Source organism: Streptococcus mitis B6, from assembly GCF_000027165.1.
Taxonomy (GTDB): domain Bacteria; phylum Bacillota; class Bacilli; order Lactobacillales; family Streptococcaceae; genus Streptococcus; species Streptococcus mitis_AR.
On record NC_013853.1, the window covers coordinates 229,377 to 248,019 of the forward strand.

An 18,643-nucleotide genomic window follows, 5' to 3' on the forward strand; every position below is an offset into this window, starting at 1 on the left:
GAAATGACTAGGTAGAGAAAGAAAGACAGCAGTATAGGCTTTCAAAGGAGAAAGAAAAATAAGTGGGGTATAGACAAAAAACAATGCCCGTACTTGCAATTCAACTCAAATAGTTATATAATAGGTTTGTTGAAAGGTGATTTGTAGTGATTCAAGTTACTCTTTTCACAATAAAAATTTCATGATTTTCATAAGGAGGAAATCACTAATGGTAGTTAAAGTTGGTATTAACGGTTTCGGACGTATCGGTCGTCTTGCTTTCCGTCGTATCCAAAACGTAGAAGGTGTTGAAGTTACACGCATCAACGACCTTACAGATCCAGTTATGCTTGCACACTTGTTGAAATACGACACAACTCAAGGTCGTTTCGACGGTACTGTTGAAGTTAAAGAAGGTGGATTCGAAGTTAACGGTAAATTCGTTAAAGTTTCTGCTGAACGTGATCCAGAACAAATCGACTGGGCTAACGACGGTGTAGACATCGTTCTTGAAGCAACTGGTTTCTTTGCTACTAAAGCAGCTGCTGAAAAACACTTGCACGCTGGTGGTGCTAAGAAAGTTGTTATCACTGCTCCTGGTGGATCAGATGTTAAAACAGTTGTATTTAACACTAACCATGACGTTCTTGATGGTACTGAAACAGTTATCTCAGGTGCTTCATGTACTACAAACTGTTTGGCTCCAATGGCTAAAGCTCTTCATGACAACTTCGGTATCGTTGAAGGTTTGATGACTACTATCCACGGTTACACTGGTGACCAAATGCTTCTTGATGGACCACACCGTAAAGGTGACCTTCGCCGTGCTCGTGCTGCTGCAGCTAACATCGTTCCTAACTCAACTGGTGCTGCTAAAGCAATCGGTTTGGTTATCCCTGAATTGAACGGTAAATTGGATGGAGCTGCTCAACGTGTTCCTGTTCCAACAGGTTCTGTAACTGAATTGGTAGCAGTTCTTGAAAAGAACGTTACTGTTGATGAAGTGAACGCAGCTATGAAAGTAGCTTCAAACGAATCATACGGTTACACAGAAGATCCAATCGTATCTTCAGATATCGTAGGTATGTCTTACGGTTCATTGTTTGACGCAACTCAAACTAAAGTTCTTGACGTTGACGGTAAACAATTGGTTAAAGTTGTATCATGGTACGACAACGAAATGTCATACACTGCACAACTTGTTCGTACTCTTGAATACTTCGCAAAAATCGCTAAATAATTCCTGAGTCGATAAAAAGCAAGGCCTCTTGGTCTTGCTTTTTAAATATTTAAAAATGGATGACGCTATCATCCATTCTTTTTTAATTCTGTTTCAAAAGTATTCGAGAGGGCAGTGAAGTTTAATTTTTCTAATGTAAGTGGATGGGTAAAGGAAAGTCGGAAGGCATGAAGCATAAGCCGACTTGTCGTTGAATTGTTGTTATAGAGAGGGTCGCCCAGGATCGGGAAGTTATGATGCGAAAGGTGCACACGGATTTGATGGGTTCGACCTGTCTTTAGTTTGCAACGAACCAAGGAAGTTTTGTTTGGAAATTGCTTTAATCTGCTTATATGCGTTTCAGCAGATTGTCCATTTTTTGTATCAACTACTCGTTTTCTGCGGTCATGACGATCACGTCCGATTTTATCTCTGAAAACAAGCTCTTTGCTGTTGATATTTCCATCAACAAGTGCCCAATATTCCCTAGAAATCTTTTTTTTCTCCAATAAGCGGTTGAGAATAGGTAGGATAAAAGGATTTTTGGCAAAGAGAATCAAGCCACTGGTTTCCATGTCCAGACGATGAACGACATAGCAGGTTTGGCCAACATAGGCACTGACATGGTTAAGAAGGGCGATTTCGTTTGGTTGGTTACCGTGTGTTTTCATCCCCTCAGGTTTGTTTACAATAATCAAGTGTTGGTCTTGATAAACTTCCTGAATGAGGTTTGGGTTGCCCCAAGGAATTTCTTTTTCAGGATAATCTTCCTCGTCAAAAGTCAATTGGCAAACATCTCCAGGATTTACCGTCTCGTTCCAGTGAATTTCTCGCTGATTAATCAAAATGTGTTTCTTGATTCTCAAAAAATGACGGATTTTTCTAGGAATGAGGAGTTGCTCTTCTAGTAGTTGCTTCACCGTCATTTGAGGTAAAGAGGCGGGTAATGTAAATGTGAATTTCATACAGATATTGTAACAAAAAAAGCCCTATTTGGATAGGAAATAGCTAAATTCTTGAGTTCCTATGATGAAGATGATAAAATAAACGCATGAAATTAGATAAATTATTCGAGAAATTTCTTTCTCTTTTTAAAAAAGAAACAAGTGAATCAGAGGATTCTGATTCGACTAGCTTACGTCGTTCTCGGAGTGATAGAAAAAAACTAGGTCATGTAGGTCCGATTCGAAAAGTCTGGCGTCGCTATCATCTAACAAAGATTGTCCTTATACTAGGTTTGAGTGCAAGCTTGCTAGTTGGAACCTATTTGTTTGCTGTAGCTAAATCAACCAATGTCAATGATTTGCAAAACGCCTTGAAAACTCGGACTCTCATTTTTGACCGTGAAGAAAAAGAGGCTGGTGCCTTGTCTGGTCAAAAAGGAACTTATGTTGAATTGACTGATATCAGTAAAAATTTGCAGAATGCTGTTGTTGCGACAGAAGACCGTTCTTTCTATAAAAATGACGGGATTAACTATGGTCGTTTCTTCTTGGCTATTGTCACTGCTGGTCGTTCAGGTGGAGGTTCTACTATTACCCAACAGCTGGCTAAAAACGCCTATTTGTCGCAGGATCAAACTGTTGAGAGAAAAGCGAAAGAATTTTTCCTTGCCTTAGAATTAACAAAAAAATATAGTAAGGATCAAATTTTAACCATGTACCTTAACAACGCTTATTTTGGAAATGGTGTGTGGGGTGTAGAAGATGCGAGTAAGAAATACTTTGGAGTTTCTGCATCAGCAGTGAGTTTGGATCAAGCTGCAACTCTGGCAGGGATGCTCAAAGGGCCGGAACTGTATAATCCTTTGAATTCCGTACAAGATTCGACTAATCGTCGCGATACTGTCTTGCAAAATATGGTTGCAGCAGGATATATTGATAAAAACCAAGAAACCGAAGCTGCAGAAGTTGATATGACTTCGCAATTGCACGATAAGTATGAAGGAAAAATCTCAGATTATCGCTATCCTTCTTACTTTGATGCTGTGGTTAATGAAGCTGTTTCCAAGTATAATCTAACAGAGGAAGAAATTGTCAATAATGGCTACCGCATTTACACAGAACTGGACCAAAACTACCAAGCAAATATGCAGGTTGTCTATGAAAATACAGCGCTATTTCCGAGGGCAGAGGATGGAACATTTGCTCAATCAGGAAGTGTCGCTCTCGAACCGAAAACAGGGGGAGTTCGTGGAGTTGTCGGTCAAGTTGCTGATAATGATAAAACTGGATTCCGGAATTTCAACTATGCAACTCAATCAAAACGTAGTCCTGGTTCTGCAATTAAGCCTTTAGTTGTTTATACGCCAGCAGTTGAAGCAGGCTGGGCTTTGAATAAGCTCTTGGATAACCATACCATGCAGTACGACAGCTATAAGCTTGATAACTATGCAGGAATCAAAACGAGTCGAGAAGTTCCTATGTATCAAGCCTTGGCAGAGTCGCTTAATCTGCCTGCTGTTGCCACTGTTAATGATTTGGGCGTTGATAAGGCTTTTGAGGCGGGCGAAAAATTCGGACTCAACATGGAAAAAGTTGATCGTGTTCTTGGTGTCGCATTGGGAAGCGGTGTTGAAACCAATCCTCTGCAAATGGCTCAAGCATATGCTGCCTTTGCAAATGAAGGTTTAATGCCGGAAGCTCATTTTATTAGTAGAATTGAAAATGCTAGTGGTCAGGTCATTGCGAGCCATAAAAATTCACAAAAACGGGTGATTGATAAGTCTGTAGCTGACAAGATGACCAGTATGATGTTGGGAACATTTACAAACGGAAAAGGTATTAGTTCATCGCCTGCAGACTATGTCATGGCAGGAAAAACTGGAACAACTGAAGCAGTTTTCAATCCAGATTATACAAGTGACCAGTGGGTAATTGGTTATACACCGGATGTAGTGATTAGTCACTGGCTTGGTTTCCCGACGACTGATGAAAATCATTATCTAACTGGCTCTACTTCAAATGGTGCAGCTCATGTCTTTAGAAACATTGCCAATACCATTTTACCTTATACGCCAGGAAGTACCTTTACAGTTGAAAATGCTTATAAGCAAAATGGAATTGCACCAGCTAACACAAAAAGACAAGTACAAACCAATGATAATAGCCAGACAGATGATAATTTGTCTGATATTCGAGGACGTGCGCAAAGTCTAGTAGATGAGGCTAGCCGGGCTATCTCAGATGCGAAGATTAAGGAAAAGGCTCAAACAATATGGGATTCGGTAGTCAATCTATTTGGTAACTTCTAAAACTAACTTCCAGTTTCCCACAACCTAGCTTTTAGTATGAGAAAAACGCGTGAAATCAGTGGAAATCCGTCTTAGACTAACTTCCACTGGTTTTCTTTTTCTTGATATATAAGGGTTCAAAAGCGAAAAGACTCAGAAAAAAGTGCACGACAAATAGCCCTAAAACAGAGTCGTCTTAGAGTAAATTCCAGTTGCTAGCGTTTAGTGTGAGACTTTTCGATGGTGATAAGATGTGTAGTTAGAGGGGAAAATTCCCTTTATTTCAATAAATCAGGTGATAGGTGTGTGTCTTCTGGTTTGACAAATTGGCAACCCAGAAGAGCAGCGATGTCCTCGCCAAAGGTGAAGGTGAAGATGTCGTAAGCAGATTTTCCTTGAAACTCTTCTCGTTTCAAGGAATTGACATGGGAAATGACTAGATTGACGTCTTTCTGAGTCAGCTGGTCAAAGGAAGTGCCCTTGGGAAGAATGGCTCGCAAAACCGTATGGTTCTTCTCAATCCGCCCCTTCTGGTCAGGACGGCTAGGGTCGCAGAAGTAGAGGTGAGACTTCCCATCAATGTCTCGCTCAAGCTCCTCCACATAGGCGAACTCAGATCCGTTGTCTGTGAGAATGACAGGGAACAGCTGATGGAACGCACACCCTCCGTCCATGACTCTTTCTTTCAAAGCTGCGAATTTAGTGGCGACCTCCAGAGCGGTCTTGTTGTTCAAAAGCAGGGCGAAGAGGAAGTTGCAGAAGGAAACGTTGAAGGTGAGCAGTAGCTTTCCACCAGGTCTGCCGATGACCGTGTCCATTTCCAACCATTTGAAGAAATCATCTGTTTCTCGTAACTCTTGGAAATCTTGATAGGTCCGCCCAATTTTCAGCTCTTTAGGAATAGCTACTTTTCTGGATTTTCTGCGTTCCTTGAACGTGACCATCCGAGGGAAATCAATGGGCTTGGCTGTCAGATAGCCCAGCTTGGCATGCCGATACACCGTAGCTTTCGACACAGGTAGGTTATGTGTCTGAATGATATGGTAGATGCTTTGTTTCTTCTGGATGCCTTGGGTTAAGACCTTGTCCATCTGATAAAAACTTTCCTTGTTTAGGGGAATTCCCTGTCTGGATTCCCTCAACATAGTCTCGTACTGCTCCTGTGCCTTTTTCGCGTAGTAAAGATAGCGGTTAAACCCACAATCCGTCCTCTTTTTTGGACAGTTGTTACAGACATAAGGAGCTTTTTTGAGAAGAGGGCAATCCGTGCAATCAGATTTGACGGATGTTGGATGCATGATGCGATTGCGCTTGATTTCCTTTGAAATCGTTGACGGGTCTTTCCCCATCTTCTCAGCGATGGAACGGAAAGTCTCCTGTTGGCTGATTCCAGTTTGGATGTCAATACGGTCTTCTAGAGTGAGATGTTTTTGTTTTTTCGTCATGAGGTGCCTCCTCACGAAAAGTCTCAGACTTAATTCTAGCATAATTCATCGTCTGAGACTAACTTCCAGTTTTGGGAGAGAGATGGAAGTTACTTTGAGAAGTTACGTAGTCAATCTATTTCGCTAAGATGCTTGTCAAAGCCTAGCTTTCTTGTTATAATAGATAAGATGGAGGCGTTATGGCACTAAAAAAAGCAAGCCTAGCTTGTGTGGTTTGTGGTTCGAGAAACTATTCAATCAAGATTAGTGGAACCCCCAAGCCTACACGACTAGAAGTAAATAAATTTTGTAAGCATTGTGGCAAGTACACTACACACAGAGAAACGAGATAGGAGAGAGCGATGCGTTTTATTGGAGATATTTTTAGACTTCTTAAAGACACAACATGGCCAACTCGCAAGGAAAGCTGGAGAGATTTTCGTTCTATCATGGAATACACAGCTTTCTTTGTAGTAATTATTTACATTTTTGACCAGTTGATTGTTTCAGGTTTGATTCGGTTTATTAACATTTTTTAGAAGGTTAGTGGAGTTAATTACACTAGAAATCTTCTATTTATGAAAGGAAATATCATGGATAGTTTTGATAAAGGGTGGTTTGTTTTACAAACTTATTCTGGTTATGAAAATAAGGTAAAAGAAAATCTATTACAACGTGCACAAACCTACGATATGTTGGATAATATTCTACGTGTTGAAATTCCAACACAAACAGTGCAAGTTGAAAAAAATGGAAAGAGAAAAGAAGTAGAAGAAAATCGCTTTCCAGGTTATGTTCTTGTAGAAATGGTCATGACAGATGAAGCTTGGTTTGTTGTTCGAAACACACCAAATGTTACAGGATTTGTCGGATCACACGGGAACAGATCAAAACCAACTCCATTATTGGAACAAGAAATTCGTGACATTTTGGTATCTATGGGACAAACTGTTCAAGAATTTGATTTCGATGTTGAGGTTGGCCAAACCGTACGTATTATTGATGGTGCTTTTGCAGACTACACTGGTAAGATTACAGAAATTGATAATAATAAAGTGAAAATGATTATCTCTATGTTTGGTAATGACACAGTTGCAGAAGTAAACCTAAACCAAATTGCAGAATTATAACCCTAAGAGAGGCCAGACCTCTCTTTTTTGTGCAGTTGAGACGGTGTAGGGGACAGAATAGGTGAAATATCCCAATTATCTTCTTGATTTGTTAGACTGTATCTAGAAAGGGGAACGTTATGTTTAAAGAATTGTATAAAGAAGTCCAGGGAATTGTGTACAAGTGTAGAAATGAATATCATCTCCATTTATGGGAGTTATCTGATTGGGACCAAGAGGGAATGATTTGCTTACATGAATTGATCAGTAGAGAAGAAGAGCTAGTAGAAGATATTCCTCGTTTACGAAAATACTTCAAAACTAAATTCCGTAATCGAATTTTAGACCATATCCGTAAACAAGAAAGCCAGAAGCGTAGATATGAAAAAGAACCCTATGAAGAAGTGGGTGAGCTTAGTCATCGTATAAGCGAGGGAGGTCTGTGGCTAGATGAGTATTATCTCTTTCATGAGACACTAAGAGATTATAGAAACAAACAAAGTAAAGACAAACAAGAAGAGTTAGAACGCGTCTTAAGACATGAACGCTTCCGAGGACGACAAAGAGTATTAAGAGACTTACGTATTGTGTTTAAGGAGTTTGATATCCGTACTCTGTAAGAAGCTATGCAAAAAATAAAAAAAGGGTAACTTCTAAAACTAACTTCCAGTTTCCCACAACCTAGCTTTTAGTATGAGAAAAACGCGTGAAATCAGTGGAAATCCGTCTTAGACTAACTTCCACTGGTTTTCTTTTTCTTGATATATAAGGGTTCAAAAGCGAAAAGACTCAGAAAAAAGTGCACGACAAATAGCCCTAAAACAGAGTCGTCTTAGAGTAAATTCCAGTTGCTAGCGTTTAGTGTGAGACTTTTCGATGGTGATAAGATGTGTAGTTAGAGGGGAAAATTCCCTTTATTTCAATAAATCAGGTGATAGGTGTGTGTCTTCTGGTTTGACAAATTGGCAACCCAGAAGAGCAGCGATGTCCTCGCCAAAGGTGAAGGTGAAGATGTCGTAAGCAGATTTTCCTTGAAACTCTTCTCGTTTCAAGGAATTGACATGGGAAATGACTAGATTGACGTCTTTCTGAGTCAGCTGGTCAAAGGAAGTGCCCTTGGGAAGAATGGCTCGCAAAACCGTATGGTTCTTCTCAATCCGCCCCTTCTGGTCAGGACGGCTAGGGTCGCAGAAGTAGAGGTGAGACTTCCCATCAATGTCTCGCTCAAGCTCCTCCACATAGGCGAACTCAGATCCGTTGTCTGTGAGAATGACAGGGAACAGCTGATGGAACGCACACCCTCCGTCCATGACTCTTTCTTTCAAAGCTGCGAATTTAGTGGCGACCTCCAGAGCGGTCTTGTTGTTCAAAAGCAGGGCGAAGAGGAAGTTGCAGAAGGAAACGTTGAAGGTGAGCAGTAGCTTTCCACCAGGTCTGCCGATGACCGTGTCCATTTCCAACCATTTGAAGAAATCATCTGTTTCTCGTAACTCTTGGAAATCTTGATAGGTCCGCCCAATTTTCAGCTCTTTAGGAATAGCTACTTTTCTGGATTTTCTGCGTTCCTTGAACGTGACCATCCGAGGGAAATCAATGGGCTTGGCTGTCAGATAGCCCAGCTTGGCATGCCGATACACCGTAGCTTTCGACACAGGTAGGTTATGTGTCTGAATGATATGGTAGATGCTTTGTTTCTTCTGGATGCCTTGGGTTAAGACCTTGTCCATCTGATAAAAACTTTCCTTGTTTAGGGGAATTCCCTGTCTGGATTCCCTCAACATAGTCTCGTACTGCTCCTGTGCCTTTTTCGCGTAGTAAAGATAGCGGTTAAACCCACAATCCGTCCTCTTTTTTGGACAGTTGTTACAGACATAAGGAGCTTTTTTGAGAAGAGGGCAATCCGTGCAATCAGATTTGACGGATGTTGGATGCATGATGCGATTGCGCTTGATTTCCTTTGAAATCGTTGACGGGTCTTTCCCCATCTTCTCAGCGATGGAACGGAAAGTCTCCTGTTGGCTGATTCCAGTTTGGATGTCAATACGGTCTTCTAGAGTGAGATGTTTTTGTTTTTTCGTCATGAGGTGCCTCCTCACGAAAAGTCTCAGACTTAATTCTAGCATAATTCATCGTCTGAGACTAACTTCCAGTTTTGGGAGAGAGATGGAAGTTACTTTGAGAAGTTACGGGATGAAAAAAAGATTAAAAAAGTTTCAAAAAAGTGTTGACAAGCGAAAGTGGCTGTGATATACTAATATAGTTGTCGCTTAAGAGAAGTAAGTGACAAAGACCTTTGAAAACTGAACAAGACGAACCAATGTGCAGGGCACTACAACAACTGTTGTAGTACTGAACAATGAACAAACAAACAATCTGTCAGTGACAGAAATGAGTGAGAACTCAAACTTTTAATGAGAGTTTGATCCTGGCTCAGGACGAACGCTGGCGGCGTGCCTAATACATGCAAGTAGAACGCTGAAGGAGGAGCTTGCTTCTCTGGATGAGTTGCGAACGGGTGAGTAACGCGTAGGTAACCTGCCTGGTAGCGGGGGATAACTATTGGAAACGATAGCTAATACCGCATAAGAGTAGATGTTGCATGACATTTGCTTAAAAGGTGCAATTGCATCACTACCAGATGGACCTGCGTTGTATTAGCTAGTTGGTGGGGTAACGGCTCACCAAGGCGACGATACATAGCCGACCTGAGAGGGTGATCGGCCACACTGGGACTGAGACACGGCCCAGACTCCTACGGGAGGCAGCAGTAGGGAATCTTCGGCAATGGACGGAAGTCTGACCGAGCAACGCCGCGTGAGTGAAGAAGGTTTTCGGATCGTAAAGCTCTGTTGTAAGAGAAGAACGAGTGTGAGAGTGGAAAGTTCACACTGTGACGGTATCTTACCAGAAAGGGACGGCTAACTACGTGCCAGCAGCCGCGGTAATACGTAGGTCCCGAGCGTTGTCCGGATTTATTGGGCGTAAAGCGAGCGCAGGCGGTTAGATAAGTCTGAAGTTAAAGGCTGTGGCTTAACCATAGTACGCTTTGGAAACTGTTTAACTTGAGTGCAAGAGGGGAGAGTGGAATTCCATGTGTAGCGGTGAAATGCGTAGATATATGGAGGAACACCGGTGGCGAAAGCGGCTCTCTGGCTTGTAACTGACGCTGAGGCTCGAAAGCGTGGGGAGCAAACAGGATTAGATACCCTGGTAGTCCACGCCGTAAACGATGAGTGCTAGGTGTTAGACCCTTTCCGGGGTTTAGTGCCGCAGCTAACGCATTAAGCACTCCGCCTGGGGAGTACGACCGCAAGGTTGAAACTCAAAGGAATTGACGGGGGCCCGCACAAGCGGTGGAGCATGTGGTTTAATTCGAAGCAACGCGAAGAACCTTACCAGGTCTTGACATCCCTCTGACCGCTCTAGAGATAGAGTTTTCCTTCGGGACAGAGGTGACAGGTGGTGCATGGTTGTCGTCAGCTCGTGTCGTGAGATGTTGGGTTAAGTCCCGCAACGAGCGCAACCCCTATTGTTAGTTGCCATCATTTAGTTGGGCACTCTAGCGAGACTGCCGGTAATAAACCGGAGGAAGGTGGGGATGACGTCAAATCATCATGCCCCTTATGACCTGGGCTACACACGTGCTACAATGGCTGGTACAACGAGTCGCAAGCCGGTGACGGCAAGCTAATCTCTTAAAGCCAGTCTCAGTTCGGATTGTAGGCTGCAACTCGCCTACATGAAGTCGGAATCGCTAGTAATCGCGGATCAGCACGCCGCGGTGAATACGTTCCCGGGCCTTGTACACACCGCCCGTCACACCACGAGAGTTTGTAACACCCGAAGTCGGTGAGGTAACCGTAAGGAGCCAGCCGCCTAAGGTGGGATAGATGATTGGGGTGAAGTCGTAACAAGGTAGCCGTATCGGAAGGTGCGGCTGGATCACCTCCTTTCTAAGGAAAAGGAACTGCGCATTGGTCTTGTTTAGTCTTGAGAGGTCTTGTGGGGCCTTAGCTCAGCTGGGAGAGCGCCTGCTTTGCACGCAGGAGGTCAGCGGTTCGATCCCGCTAGGCTCCATTGGTGAGAGATCACCAAGTAATGCACATTGAAAATTGAATATCTATATCAAATAGTAACAAGAAAATAAACCGAAAACGCTGTAGTATTAATAAGAGTTTATGACTGAAAGGTCAGAAAAATAAGGTTAAGTTAATAAGGGCGCACGGTGGATGCCTTGGCACTAGGAGCCGAAGAAGGACGTGACAAACGACGATATGCCTTGGGTAGCTGTAAGTAAGCGATGATCCAGGGATTTCCGAATGGGGGAACCCAACAGGTACTACCTGTTACCCGCATCTGTTAAGGATGTGAGGAGGAAGACGCAGTGAACTGAAACATCTAAGTAGCTGCAGGAAGAGAAAGCAAAAGCGATTGCCTTAGTAGCGGCGAGCGAAACGGCAGGAGGGCAAACCGAAGAGTTTACTCTTCGGGGTTGTAGGACTGCAATGTGGACTCAAAGATTATAGAAGAATGATTTGGGAAGATCAGCCAAAGAGAGTAATAGCCTCGTATTTAAAATAGTCTTTGTACCTAGCAGTATCCTGAGTACGGCGGGACACGTGAAATCCCGTCGGAATCTGGGAGGACCATCTCCCAACCCTAAATACTCCCTAGTGACCGATAGTGAACCAGTACCGTGAGGGAAAGGTGAAAAGCACCCCGGGAGGGGAGTGAAATAGAACCTGAAACCGTGTGCCTACAACAAGTTCGAGCCCGTTAATGGGTGAGAGCGTGCCTTTTGTAGAATGAACCGGCGAGTTACGTTATGATGCGAGGTTAAGTTGAAGAGACGGAGCCGTAGGGAAACCGAGTCTGAATAGGGCGCCTTAGTATCATGACGTAGACCCGAAACCATGTGACCTACCCATGAGCAGGTTGAAGGTGCGGTAAGACGCACTGGAGGACCGAACCAGGGCACGTTGAAAAGTGCTTGGATGACTTGTGGGTAGCGGAGAAATTCCAAACGAACTTGGAGATAGCTGGTTCTCTCCGAAATAGCTTTAGGGCTAGCGTCGACATTAGAGATTCTTGGAGGTAGAGCACTGTTTGGGTGAGGGGTCCATCCCGGATTACCAATCTCAGATAAACTCCGAATGCCAATGAATTATGGTCGGCAGTCAGACTGCGAGTGCTAAGATCCGTAGTCGAAAGGGAAACAGCCCAGACCACCAGCTAAGGTCCCAAAATAATTGTTAAGTGGAAAAGGATGTGGGGTTGCACAGACAACTAGGATGTTAGCTTAGAAGCAGCTATTCATTCAAAGAGTGCGTAATAGCTCACTAGTCGAGTGACCCTGCGCCGAAAATGTACCGGGGCTAAAACAATTTACCGAAGCTGTGGATACCTTTATAGGTATGGTAGGAGAGCGTTCTATGTGTGATGAAGGTATACCGTGAGGAGTGCTGGAATGCATAGAAGTGAGAATGCCGGCATGAGTAGCGAAAGACAGGTGAGAATCCTGTCCACCGTAAGACTAAGGTTTCCAGGGGAAGGCTCGTCCGCCCTGGGTTAGTCGGGACCTAAGGAGAGACCGAAAGGTGTATCCGATGGACAACAGGTTGATATTCCTGTACTAGAGTATGTAGTGATGGAGGGACGCAGTAGGCTAACTAAAGCAGACGATTGGAAGTGTCTGTCTAAGCAGTGAGGTGTGAACTGAGTCAAATGCTTAGTTCTATAACATTGAGCTGTGATGGGGAGCGAAGTTTAGTAGCGAAGTTAGTGATGTCACACTGCCAAGAAAAGCTTCTAGCGTTTAAACATACTCTACCCGTACCGCAAACCGACACAGGTAGTCGAGGCGAGTAGCCTCAGGTGAGCGAGAGAACTCTCGTTAAGGAACTCGGCAAAATGACCCCGTAACTTCGGGAGAAGGGGTGCTGACTTTAAGTCAGCCGCAGTGAATAGGCCCAAGCAACTGTTTATCAAAAACACAGCTCTCTGCTAAATCGTAAGATGATGTATAGGGGGTGACGCCTGCCCGGTGCTGGAAGGTTAAGAGGAGTGCTTAGCGTAAGCGAAGGTATGAATTGAAGCCCCAGTAAACGGCGGCCGTAACTATAACGGTCCTAAGGTAGCGAAATTCCTTGTCGGGTAAGTTCCGACCCGCACGAAAGGCGTAATGATTTGGGCACTGTCTCAACGAGAGACTCGGTGAAATTTTAGTACCTGTGAAGATGCAGGTTACCCGCGACAGGACGGAAAGACCCCATGGAGCTTTACTGCAGTTTGATATTGAGTGTCTGTACCACATGTACAGGATAGGTAGGAGTCTAAGAGATCGGGACGCCAGTTTCGAAGGAGACGTTGTTGGGATACTACCCTTGTGTTATGGCCACTCTAACCCGGATAGGTGATCCCTATCGGAGACAGTGTCTGACGGGCAGTTTGACTGGGGCGGTCGCCTCCTAAAAGGTAACGGAGGCGCCCAAAGGTTCCCTCAGAATGGTTGGAAATCATTCGCAGAGTGTAAAGGTATAAGGGAGCTTGACTGCGAGAGCTACAACTCGAGCAGGGACGAAAGTCGGGCTTAGTGATCCGGTGGTTCCGTATGGAAGGGCCATCGCTCAACGGATAAAAGCTACCCTGGGGATAACAGGCTTATCTCCCCCAAGAGTTCACATCGACGGGGAGGTTTGGCACCTCGATGTCGGCTCGTCGCATCCTGGGGCTGTAGTCGGTCCCAAGGGTTGGGCTGTTCGCCCATTAAAGCGGCACGCGAGCTGGGTTCAGAACGTCGTGAGACAGTTCGGTCCCTATCCGTCGCGGGCGTAGGAAATTTGAGAGGATCTGCTCCTAGTACGAGAGGACCAGAGTGGACTTACCGCTGGTGTACCAGTTGTCTTGCCAAAGGCATCGCTGGGTAGCTATGTAGGGAAGGGATAAACGCTGAAAGCATCTAAGTGTGAAACCCACCTCAAGATGAGATTTCCCATGATTTTATATCAGTAAGAGCCCTGAGAGATGATCAGGTAGATAGGTTAGAAGTGGAAGTGTGGCGACACATGTAGCGGACTAATACTAATAGCTCGAGGACTTATCCAAAGTAACTGAGAATATGAAAGCGAACGGTTTTTCTTGATTTGAATAGATATTCAATTTTGAGTAGGTATTACTCAGAGTTAAGTGACGATAGCCTAGGAGATACACCTGTACCCATGCCGAACACAGAAGTTAAGCCCTAGAACGCCGGAAGTAGTTGGGGGTTGCCCCCTGTGAGATATGGAAGTCGCTTAGCTCTAGGGAGTTTAGCTCAGCTGGGAGAGCATCTGCCTTACAAGCAGAGGGTCAGCGGTTCGATCCCGTTAACTCCCATAGGTCCCGTAGTGTAGCGGTTATCACGTCGCCCTGTCACGGCGAAGATCGCGGGTTCGATTCCCGTCGGGACCGTAAGAATAACGTAAGTTATTTTTGACTCGTTAGCTCAGTTGGTAGAGCAATTGACTTTTAATCAATGGGTCACTGGTTCGAGCCCAGTACGGGTCATATATGCGGGTTTGGCGGAATTGGCAGACGCACCAGATTTAGGATCTGGCGCTTAACGGCGTGGGGGTTCAAGTCCCTTAACCCGCATTAAGATATAATAAATGAGCCGGCTTAGCTCAGTTGGTAGAGCATCTGATTTGTAATCAGAGGGTCGCGTGTTCAAGTCATGTAGCCGGCATTTTTAGATAGAAGAAAACAGTGCGAACGTAGTTCAGTGGTAGAACACCACCTTGCCAAGGTGGGGGTCGCGGGTTCGAATCCCGTCGTTCGCTTAGAGAGGCCGGGGTGGCGGAACTGGCAGACGCACAGGACTTAAAATCCTGCGATTGGTAACGATCGTACCGGTTCGATTCCGGTCCTCGGCATAATATAAAGAGCATCCTTAGCTCAACTGGATAGAGTACCTGACTACGAATCAGGCGGTTAGAGGTTCGACTCCTCTAGGGTGCATTTTTCTATTTAACTCGGGAAGTAGCTCAGCTTGGTAGAGTACTTGGTTTGGGACCAAGGTGTCGCAGGTTCGAATCCTGTCTTCCCGATTCATTACAGAGATACGTAAGCGTATCTTTTTTGTTTTAACTTGAGATTATATACATTAAGAGAGAATCAGTTTGCTTCTCTCTTTTTTAATTTCAGTAATTCATTTTGATCGCGTATACTTTTTTATTTCCTGATTTGTTCAATGAATACTGTAATTTAGGTACATAAATTAAAATTTCACAGATTGTATAATTCTTACAAACTTTTAAGAAAGTAATTGAAGAGTTTTTTACTCAGCCTATAATATATGTGCTTATGGGATGAACATTTCTGATCTTTTGATTTTGAAAGTGTATTAGTTTACGTTATAGTATGAATTGGATTTAATATCACCTTGAAGGAAATAATTATAGATTCTTTTCTATCCGTGTTTTGCTGTGTAATGTTTCTTGATTCTTTCAAATAGAATCTTTTATGACATTTGTCACATCTCCTCATGACAGAAGATTCTAGTCGCAGTAGATTCAAAGAATTATAATAGATGTATCAAATGGAGGAAGAAAAAATGAAACATAAAGTAATTGTTGCAATGAGTTTAGTAGCAGCAGGAGTTATGACTTATCTCATGTTTTCAGGATTGGATGAAGATTTCTATCATTTTCCTTGGGAGCTATTTGCAGGATTTGGAATGATGTCCTGGCTTATCCGAGAAGGTTTGAAATTAGTCTCAGATGTGAAAAAGGAGTTTGAAAAATGAAAAAAGCATTTCTCTATCTTTTTATTGGACTATCACTAGTGGTATGGTTGGTCGAAATGTTTACAGGTTGGTTTGATCAAGCCTTCCTTCACCAATTCATCCGTGGTGCCTGGGGACTAGGATTTATGATTTTTATCGCCTTCCCTATGGGAAAGGAGTGGCTGAAAGGAGAATATCATGAACATGATTAAGGTAGAAAGCCTAAATAAAAACATCAAGGGCAAGGCTATTTTGAAGGATATTTCCTTTGAGGTAGCTGAAGGTGAATGCGTCGCCTTGATTGGGCCCAATGGTGCTGGGAAGACCACACTCTTGGACTGTTTGCTTGGAGATAAACGGATCACAAGCGGTCAAGTATCCATCCAAGGCTTGCCAGTGACGAGTTCTCAGTTAGACTACACAAGATCCTATCTCCCTCAAGAAAATGTCATCGTTCAGAAATTAAAGGTCAAAGAGTTGATTGCTTTCTTTCAAAGTATTTATCCAAATCCCTTGAGCAACCAGGAGATCGATCAACTATTGCAGTTTGACAAGCAACAAAAAGAGCAATTTGCAGAAAAATTGTCAGGTGGGCAAAAGCGTCTTTTCTCTTTTGTCTTGACCTTGATTGGCCGACCAAAACTTGTCTTTTTAGATGAGCCAACTGCGGCCATGGATACCTCAACCCGCCAACGTTTTTGGGAAATTGTTCAGGATCTAAAAGCGCAGGGAGTTACCATTCTCTATTCCTCCCATTACATCGAAGAGGTAGAGCATACAGCGGACCGAATCTTGGTCTTGAATAAGGGAGAGTTGATTCGCGATACAACACCTCTAGCCATGCGTAGTGAGGAGATTGAAAAGCACTTTATTCTACCTCTGGCTTACAAGGAAGTCGTTGAGCAGTCAAACTTGGTTGATAACTGGTCACAAAAACAAGATGCTCTGCAAGTAGTCACACGCGAAGCAGATGCTTTCTGGCAACTGTTAGTCCAAGCAGGATGTAGCATACAAGAAATCGAAGTTAATAACCGTAGTTTGCTAGATACAATCTTTGAAGAAACACAGAAGGGAGATGACTAAGATGAAACGATGGATCGCATTAAATAAGATAGAATTTCTATTGACCAAACGGCAACTAGTCTATTATTTATTATCTGTAGGGATGCCGACAGCCTTCTATTTATTCTTTTCAGGCATGTACCAGGACACACCTGGTGGGCCAGCTAATTTTATGCGTGATTACCTCATCTCCATGACAGCCTTTTCCATGATGTCGACAGCTATGTTTTCATTCCCAGCTGTTTTACATACAGATAAAATCAACAACTGGCAGAAAACATTAGGCCATACTCCGGTAAATATGGTAGAATATTATCTATCAAAGATAACAAGTATGCTGGTTGATTATTTGGTTTCAATCTTGGTGGTTTTCTCAGTTGGGCATTTTGTAAGAGGTGTGGACATACCTCTAGCAAGCTGGGTTGGAGCGGCGTTCTTGCTGATAGTAGGAAGTGTTGCCTTTGTAGCGCTTGGATTGACCTTGACACTCTTACCTTCTAGTCAGCTGATGTCTGTCGTGGGCAATCTTCTCTATCTAGGCCTGGCTGTTTTAGGTGGACTCTGGATGCCCATCTCTTTATTTCCAGACTGGATGCAAGCAATCGGGAAGTGCCTACCAACTTATCAGTTGATGGAGTTGCTCAAGACCTTCTTAAACGAGAGTAGCATCAATCTATCAGCCACAGTTTATCTACTTGTTTTTTCAGCAGTTTTGTTTGGTTTGACCATTTACCTTCAAGGTCATAAGGAGAATGCTTAATGCTTGAAAGACTGAAAAGCATACATTATATGTTTTGGGCCAGTTTGATTTTTATGCTTTTCCCCATCCTACCTGTAGTGACTGGGTGGCTTTCTGCCTGGCATTTATTGATTGATATTCTATTTGTAGTGGCGTATTTGGGTGTTTTAACAACTAAGAGCCAGCACCTATCTTGGCTATATTGGGGTCTCATGCTGACTTATGTAGTTGGGAATACTGCCTTTGTTGCTGTTAATTATATCTGGTTTTTCTTTTTCCTATCCAATCTTTTAAGTTATCATTTCAGCGTACGTAGTTTAAAGTCTTTACATGTCTGGACTTTTCTTCTTGCTCAAGTCCTTGTTGTGGGCCAACTGTTGATTTTTCAGAGAATCGAAGTTGAGTCTCTATTCTATCTACTTGTAATTCTTGCTTTTGTCGATTTAATGACATTTGGTATGGTTCGGATTCGGATTGTGGAGGATTTGAAAGAAGCTCAGGCTAAGCAAAATGCCCAGATAAATCTATTGCTTGCTGAAAATGAACGCAGTCGTATCGGCCAGGATTTACATGATAGTCTGGGACATACTTTTGCTATGCTCAGTGTCAAGACAGATTTAGCCTTGCAGTTGTTTCAGATGGAGGCTTATCCACAGGTGGAGAAGGAATTAAAAGAAATCCACCAGATCAGCAAGGATTCCATGAATGAAGTGCGAACCATTGTGGAAAATCTGAAATCACGGACCCTAGCTTCAGAGCTTGAGACTGTTAAGAAGATGCTGGAAATTGCTGGGATTGAGGTTCAAGTTGAGAATCAATTGGACAAGGCTAGCTTGACCCAGGATGTGGAGTCGACGGCTGCTATGGTTTTGTTAGAATTGGCGACCAATATCATCAAGCATGCCAGAGCTGAAAAAGCCTATCTAAAACTGGAACGTACAGATCAGGAATTGGTCCTGACAGTTAGAGATGACGGGAAAGGTTTTGCAACTGTAAAAGGAAATGAACTTCATACAGTCCGTGACCGTGCAGCAACCTTCTCAGGTCAAGTAGAGCTGGTCAGTTTGAAAGATCCCACAGAGGTGCGCGTGCATCTACCTTATAAGGAGAGAAACTAA

General features: G+C 43.4%; 14 protein-coding genes, 10 tRNA genes and 3 rRNA genes. 24 read left to right on the forward strand and 3 right to left on the reverse strand.

The window, feature by feature from the left end:
* Nucleotides 1-208 precede the first annotated feature (208 nt).
* On the forward strand, nt 209-1,219 hold the full coding sequence (gene gap / locus SMI_RS01200; protein WP_000260670.1) for a type I glyceraldehyde-3-phosphate dehydrogenase: 1,011 nt from the start codon (nt 209-211) through the stop codon (nt 1,217-1,219).
* A gap of 68 nt (nt 1,220-1,287) precedes the next feature.
* Here gap and SMI_RS01205 read toward each other — a convergent pair whose 3' ends face one another.
* Nucleotides 1,288-2,163: an RluA family pseudouridine synthase gene (locus tag SMI_RS01205; RefSeq protein WP_012972433.1), complete on the reverse strand. Its 876-nt coding sequence runs from the start codon at nt 2,161-2,163 to the stop codon at nt 1,288-1,290.
* An 86-nt stretch (nt 2,164-2,249) separates the two neighbouring features.
* Between SMI_RS01205 and pbp2a the strand changes: the two genes are divergently transcribed.
* Nucleotides 2,250-4,451: a penicillin-binding protein PBP2A gene (gene pbp2a, locus SMI_RS01210; protein WP_000762648.1), complete on the forward strand. Its 2,202-nt coding sequence runs from the start codon at nt 2,250-2,252 to the stop codon at nt 4,449-4,451.
* 257 nt (nt 4,452-4,708) lie between these two features.
* On the opposite strand, the gene SMI_RS01215 is transcribed toward pbp2a, so the two are convergent.
* Entirely contained in the window at nt 4,709-5,875 is a 1,167-nt protein-coding gene (locus SMI_RS01215) for an IS30-like element ISSmi1 family transposase (protein ID WP_000163009.1), read from the reverse strand.
* A gap of 179 nt (nt 5,876-6,054) precedes the next feature.
* Between SMI_RS01215 and rpmG the strand changes: the two genes are divergently transcribed.
* The 4 genes from rpmG to SMI_RS01235 all read left to right on the forward strand — a co-directional run bounded on the left by rpmG (nt 6,055) and on the right by SMI_RS01235 (nt 7,583).
* Entirely contained in the window at nt 6,055-6,207 is a 153-nt protein-coding gene (gene rpmG / locus SMI_RS01220; protein WP_012972434.1) for a 50S ribosomal protein L33, read from the forward strand.
* Nucleotides 6,208-6,216: 9 nt separating this feature from the next.
* A complete protein-coding gene (gene secE, locus SMI_RS01225; RefSeq protein ID WP_001210991.1) occupies nt 6,217-6,393 on the forward strand; it encodes a preprotein translocase subunit SecE in 177 nt (58 codons plus the stop codon).
* 54 nt (nt 6,394-6,447) lie between these two features.
* The gene (gene nusG, locus SMI_RS01230; RefSeq protein WP_000376727.1) at nt 6,448-6,984 is read left to right on the forward strand and encodes a transcription termination/antitermination protein NusG; all 537 of its coding nucleotides are present in this window, start codon (nt 6,448-6,450) and stop codon (nt 6,982-6,984) included.
* Between the two features lie 119 nt (nt 6,985-7,103).
* A complete protein-coding gene (locus SMI_RS01235) occupies nt 7,104-7,583 on the forward strand; it encodes a transcriptional regulator (RefSeq protein WP_000471943.1) in 480 nt (159 codons plus the stop codon).
* 294 nt (nt 7,584-7,877) lie between these two features.
* Here SMI_RS01235 and SMI_RS01240 read toward each other — a convergent pair whose 3' ends face one another.
* Nucleotides 7,878-9,044 carry an IS30-like element ISSmi1 family transposase gene (locus SMI_RS01240; RefSeq protein ID WP_000163009.1) on the reverse strand — a complete coding sequence of 389 codons (1,167 nt, stop codon included), beginning with the start codon at nt 9,042-9,044 and terminating at the stop codon, nt 7,878-7,880.
* A gap of 326 nt (nt 9,045-9,370) precedes the next feature.
* Here SMI_RS01240 and SMI_RS01245 point away from each other — a divergent pair.
* The 18 genes from SMI_RS01245 to SMI_RS01330 all read left to right on the forward strand — a co-directional run bounded on the left by SMI_RS01245 (nt 9,371) and on the right by SMI_RS01330 (nt 18,643).
* Nucleotides 9,371-10,916, forward strand: a 16S ribosomal RNA gene (locus SMI_RS01245).
* A gap of 51 nt (nt 10,917-10,967) precedes the next feature.
* Nucleotides 10,968-11,040, forward strand: a tRNA-Ala gene (locus SMI_RS01250).
* A gap of 125 nt (nt 11,041-11,165) precedes the next feature.
* Nucleotides 11,166-14,067, forward strand: a 23S ribosomal RNA gene (locus SMI_RS01255).
* Nucleotides 14,068-14,144: 77 nt separating this feature from the next.
* Nucleotides 14,145-14,260 (forward strand): 5S ribosomal RNA (gene rrf / locus SMI_RS01260).
* Together the 16S, 23S and 5S rRNA genes with 10 tRNA genes alongside form the textbook arrangement of a ribosomal RNA operon.
* A 4-nt stretch (nt 14,261-14,264) precedes the next feature.
* A tRNA-Val gene (locus tag SMI_RS01265) sits at nt 14,265-14,337 on the forward strand.
* 2 nt (nt 14,338-14,339) lie between these two features.
* Nucleotides 14,340-14,412: transfer RNA gene (locus tag SMI_RS01270), tRNA-Asp, on the forward strand.
* Nucleotides 14,413-14,435: 23 nt separating this feature from the next.
* A tRNA-Lys gene (locus tag SMI_RS01275) sits at nt 14,436-14,508 on the forward strand.
* A gap of 5 nt (nt 14,509-14,513) precedes the next feature.
* Nucleotides 14,514-14,595: transfer RNA gene (locus tag SMI_RS01280), tRNA-Leu, on the forward strand.
* Between the two features lie 18 nt (nt 14,596-14,613).
* Nucleotides 14,614-14,686: transfer RNA gene (locus tag SMI_RS01285), tRNA-Thr, on the forward strand.
* A 22-nt stretch (nt 14,687-14,708) separates the two neighbouring features.
* A tRNA-Gly gene (locus SMI_RS01290) sits at nt 14,709-14,780 on the forward strand.
* Between the two features lie 7 nt (nt 14,781-14,787).
* Nucleotides 14,788-14,873, forward strand: a tRNA-Leu gene (locus SMI_RS01295).
* An 11-nt stretch (nt 14,874-14,884) separates the two neighbouring features.
* Nucleotides 14,885-14,958, forward strand: a tRNA-Arg gene (locus SMI_RS01300).
* A gap of 15 nt (nt 14,959-14,973) precedes the next feature.
* Nucleotides 14,974-15,047: transfer RNA gene (locus SMI_RS01305), tRNA-Pro, on the forward strand.
* Between the two features lie 491 nt (nt 15,048-15,538).
* On the forward strand, nt 15,539-15,745 hold the full coding sequence (locus SMI_RS01310; RefSeq protein ID WP_025170907.1) for a hypothetical protein: 207 nt from the start codon (nt 15,539-15,541) through the stop codon (nt 15,743-15,745).
* Nucleotides 15,742-15,936 (forward strand): hypothetical protein, encoded by a 195-nt coding sequence (locus tag SMI_RS01315; RefSeq protein WP_000708869.1) that lies wholly within the window; start codon nt 15,742-15,744, stop codon nt 15,934-15,936. Before SMI_RS01310 ends, SMI_RS01315 begins: the two co-directional genes overlap by 4 nt.
* The gene (locus SMI_RS01320; RefSeq protein WP_001055974.1) at nt 15,923-16,807 is read left to right on the forward strand and encodes an ABC transporter ATP-binding protein; all 885 of its coding nucleotides are present in this window, start codon (nt 15,923-15,925) and stop codon (nt 16,805-16,807) included. Before SMI_RS01315 ends, SMI_RS01320 begins: the two co-directional genes overlap by 14 nt.
* A 1-nt stretch (nt 16,808) precedes the next feature.
* Nucleotides 16,809-17,546, forward strand: a complete 738-nt coding sequence (locus tag SMI_RS01325) for an ABC transporter permease (protein ID WP_012972436.1) — start codon at nt 16,809-16,811, stop codon at nt 17,544-17,546.
* Nucleotides 17,546-18,643 (forward strand): sensor histidine kinase, encoded by a 1,098-nt coding sequence (locus SMI_RS01330; RefSeq protein WP_000893535.1) that lies wholly within the window; start codon nt 17,546-17,548, stop codon nt 18,641-18,643. The genes SMI_RS01325 and SMI_RS01330 overlap by 1 nt, the downstream gene beginning before the upstream one ends.

Coding starts and splice junctions, on each gene's coding strand:
- gap (WP_000260670.1), top strand. CDS start 209: ATGGTAGTTAAAGTTGGTATTAACGGTTTCGGACGTATCGGTCGTCTT.
- SMI_RS01205 (WP_012972433.1), bottom strand. CDS start 2,163: ATGAAATTCACATTTACATTACCCGCCTCTTTACCTCAAATGACGGTG.
- pbp2a (WP_000762648.1), top strand. CDS start 2,250: ATGAAATTAGATAAATTATTCGAGAAATTTCTTTCTCTTTTTAAAAAA.
- SMI_RS01215 (WP_000163009.1), bottom strand. CDS start 5,875: ATGACGAAAAAACAAAAACATCTCACTCTAGAAGACCGTATTGACATC.
- rpmG (WP_012972434.1), top strand. CDS start 6,055: ATGGCACTAAAAAAAGCAAGCCTAGCTTGTGTGGTTTGTGGTTCGAGA.
- secE (WP_001210991.1), top strand. CDS start 6,217: ATGCGTTTTATTGGAGATATTTTTAGACTTCTTAAAGACACAACATGG.
- nusG (WP_000376727.1), top strand. CDS start 6,448: ATGGATAGTTTTGATAAAGGGTGGTTTGTTTTACAAACTTATTCTGGT.
- SMI_RS01235 (WP_000471943.1), top strand. CDS start 7,104: ATGTTTAAAGAATTGTATAAAGAAGTCCAGGGAATTGTGTACAAGTGT.
- SMI_RS01240 (WP_000163009.1), bottom strand. CDS start 9,044: ATGACGAAAAAACAAAAACATCTCACTCTAGAAGACCGTATTGACATC.
- SMI_RS01310 (WP_025170907.1), top strand. CDS start 15,539: ATGGAGGAAGAAAAAATGAAACATAAAGTAATTGTTGCAATGAGTTTA.
- SMI_RS01315 (WP_000708869.1), top strand. CDS start 15,742: ATGAAAAAAGCATTTCTCTATCTTTTTATTGGACTATCACTAGTGGTA.
- SMI_RS01320 (WP_001055974.1), top strand. CDS start 15,923: ATGAACATGATTAAGGTAGAAAGCCTAAATAAAAACATCAAGGGCAAG.
- SMI_RS01325 (WP_012972436.1), top strand. CDS start 16,809: ATGAAACGATGGATCGCATTAAATAAGATAGAATTTCTATTGACCAAA.
- SMI_RS01330 (WP_000893535.1), top strand. CDS start 17,546: ATGCTTGAAAGACTGAAAAGCATACATTATATGTTTTGGGCCAGTTTG.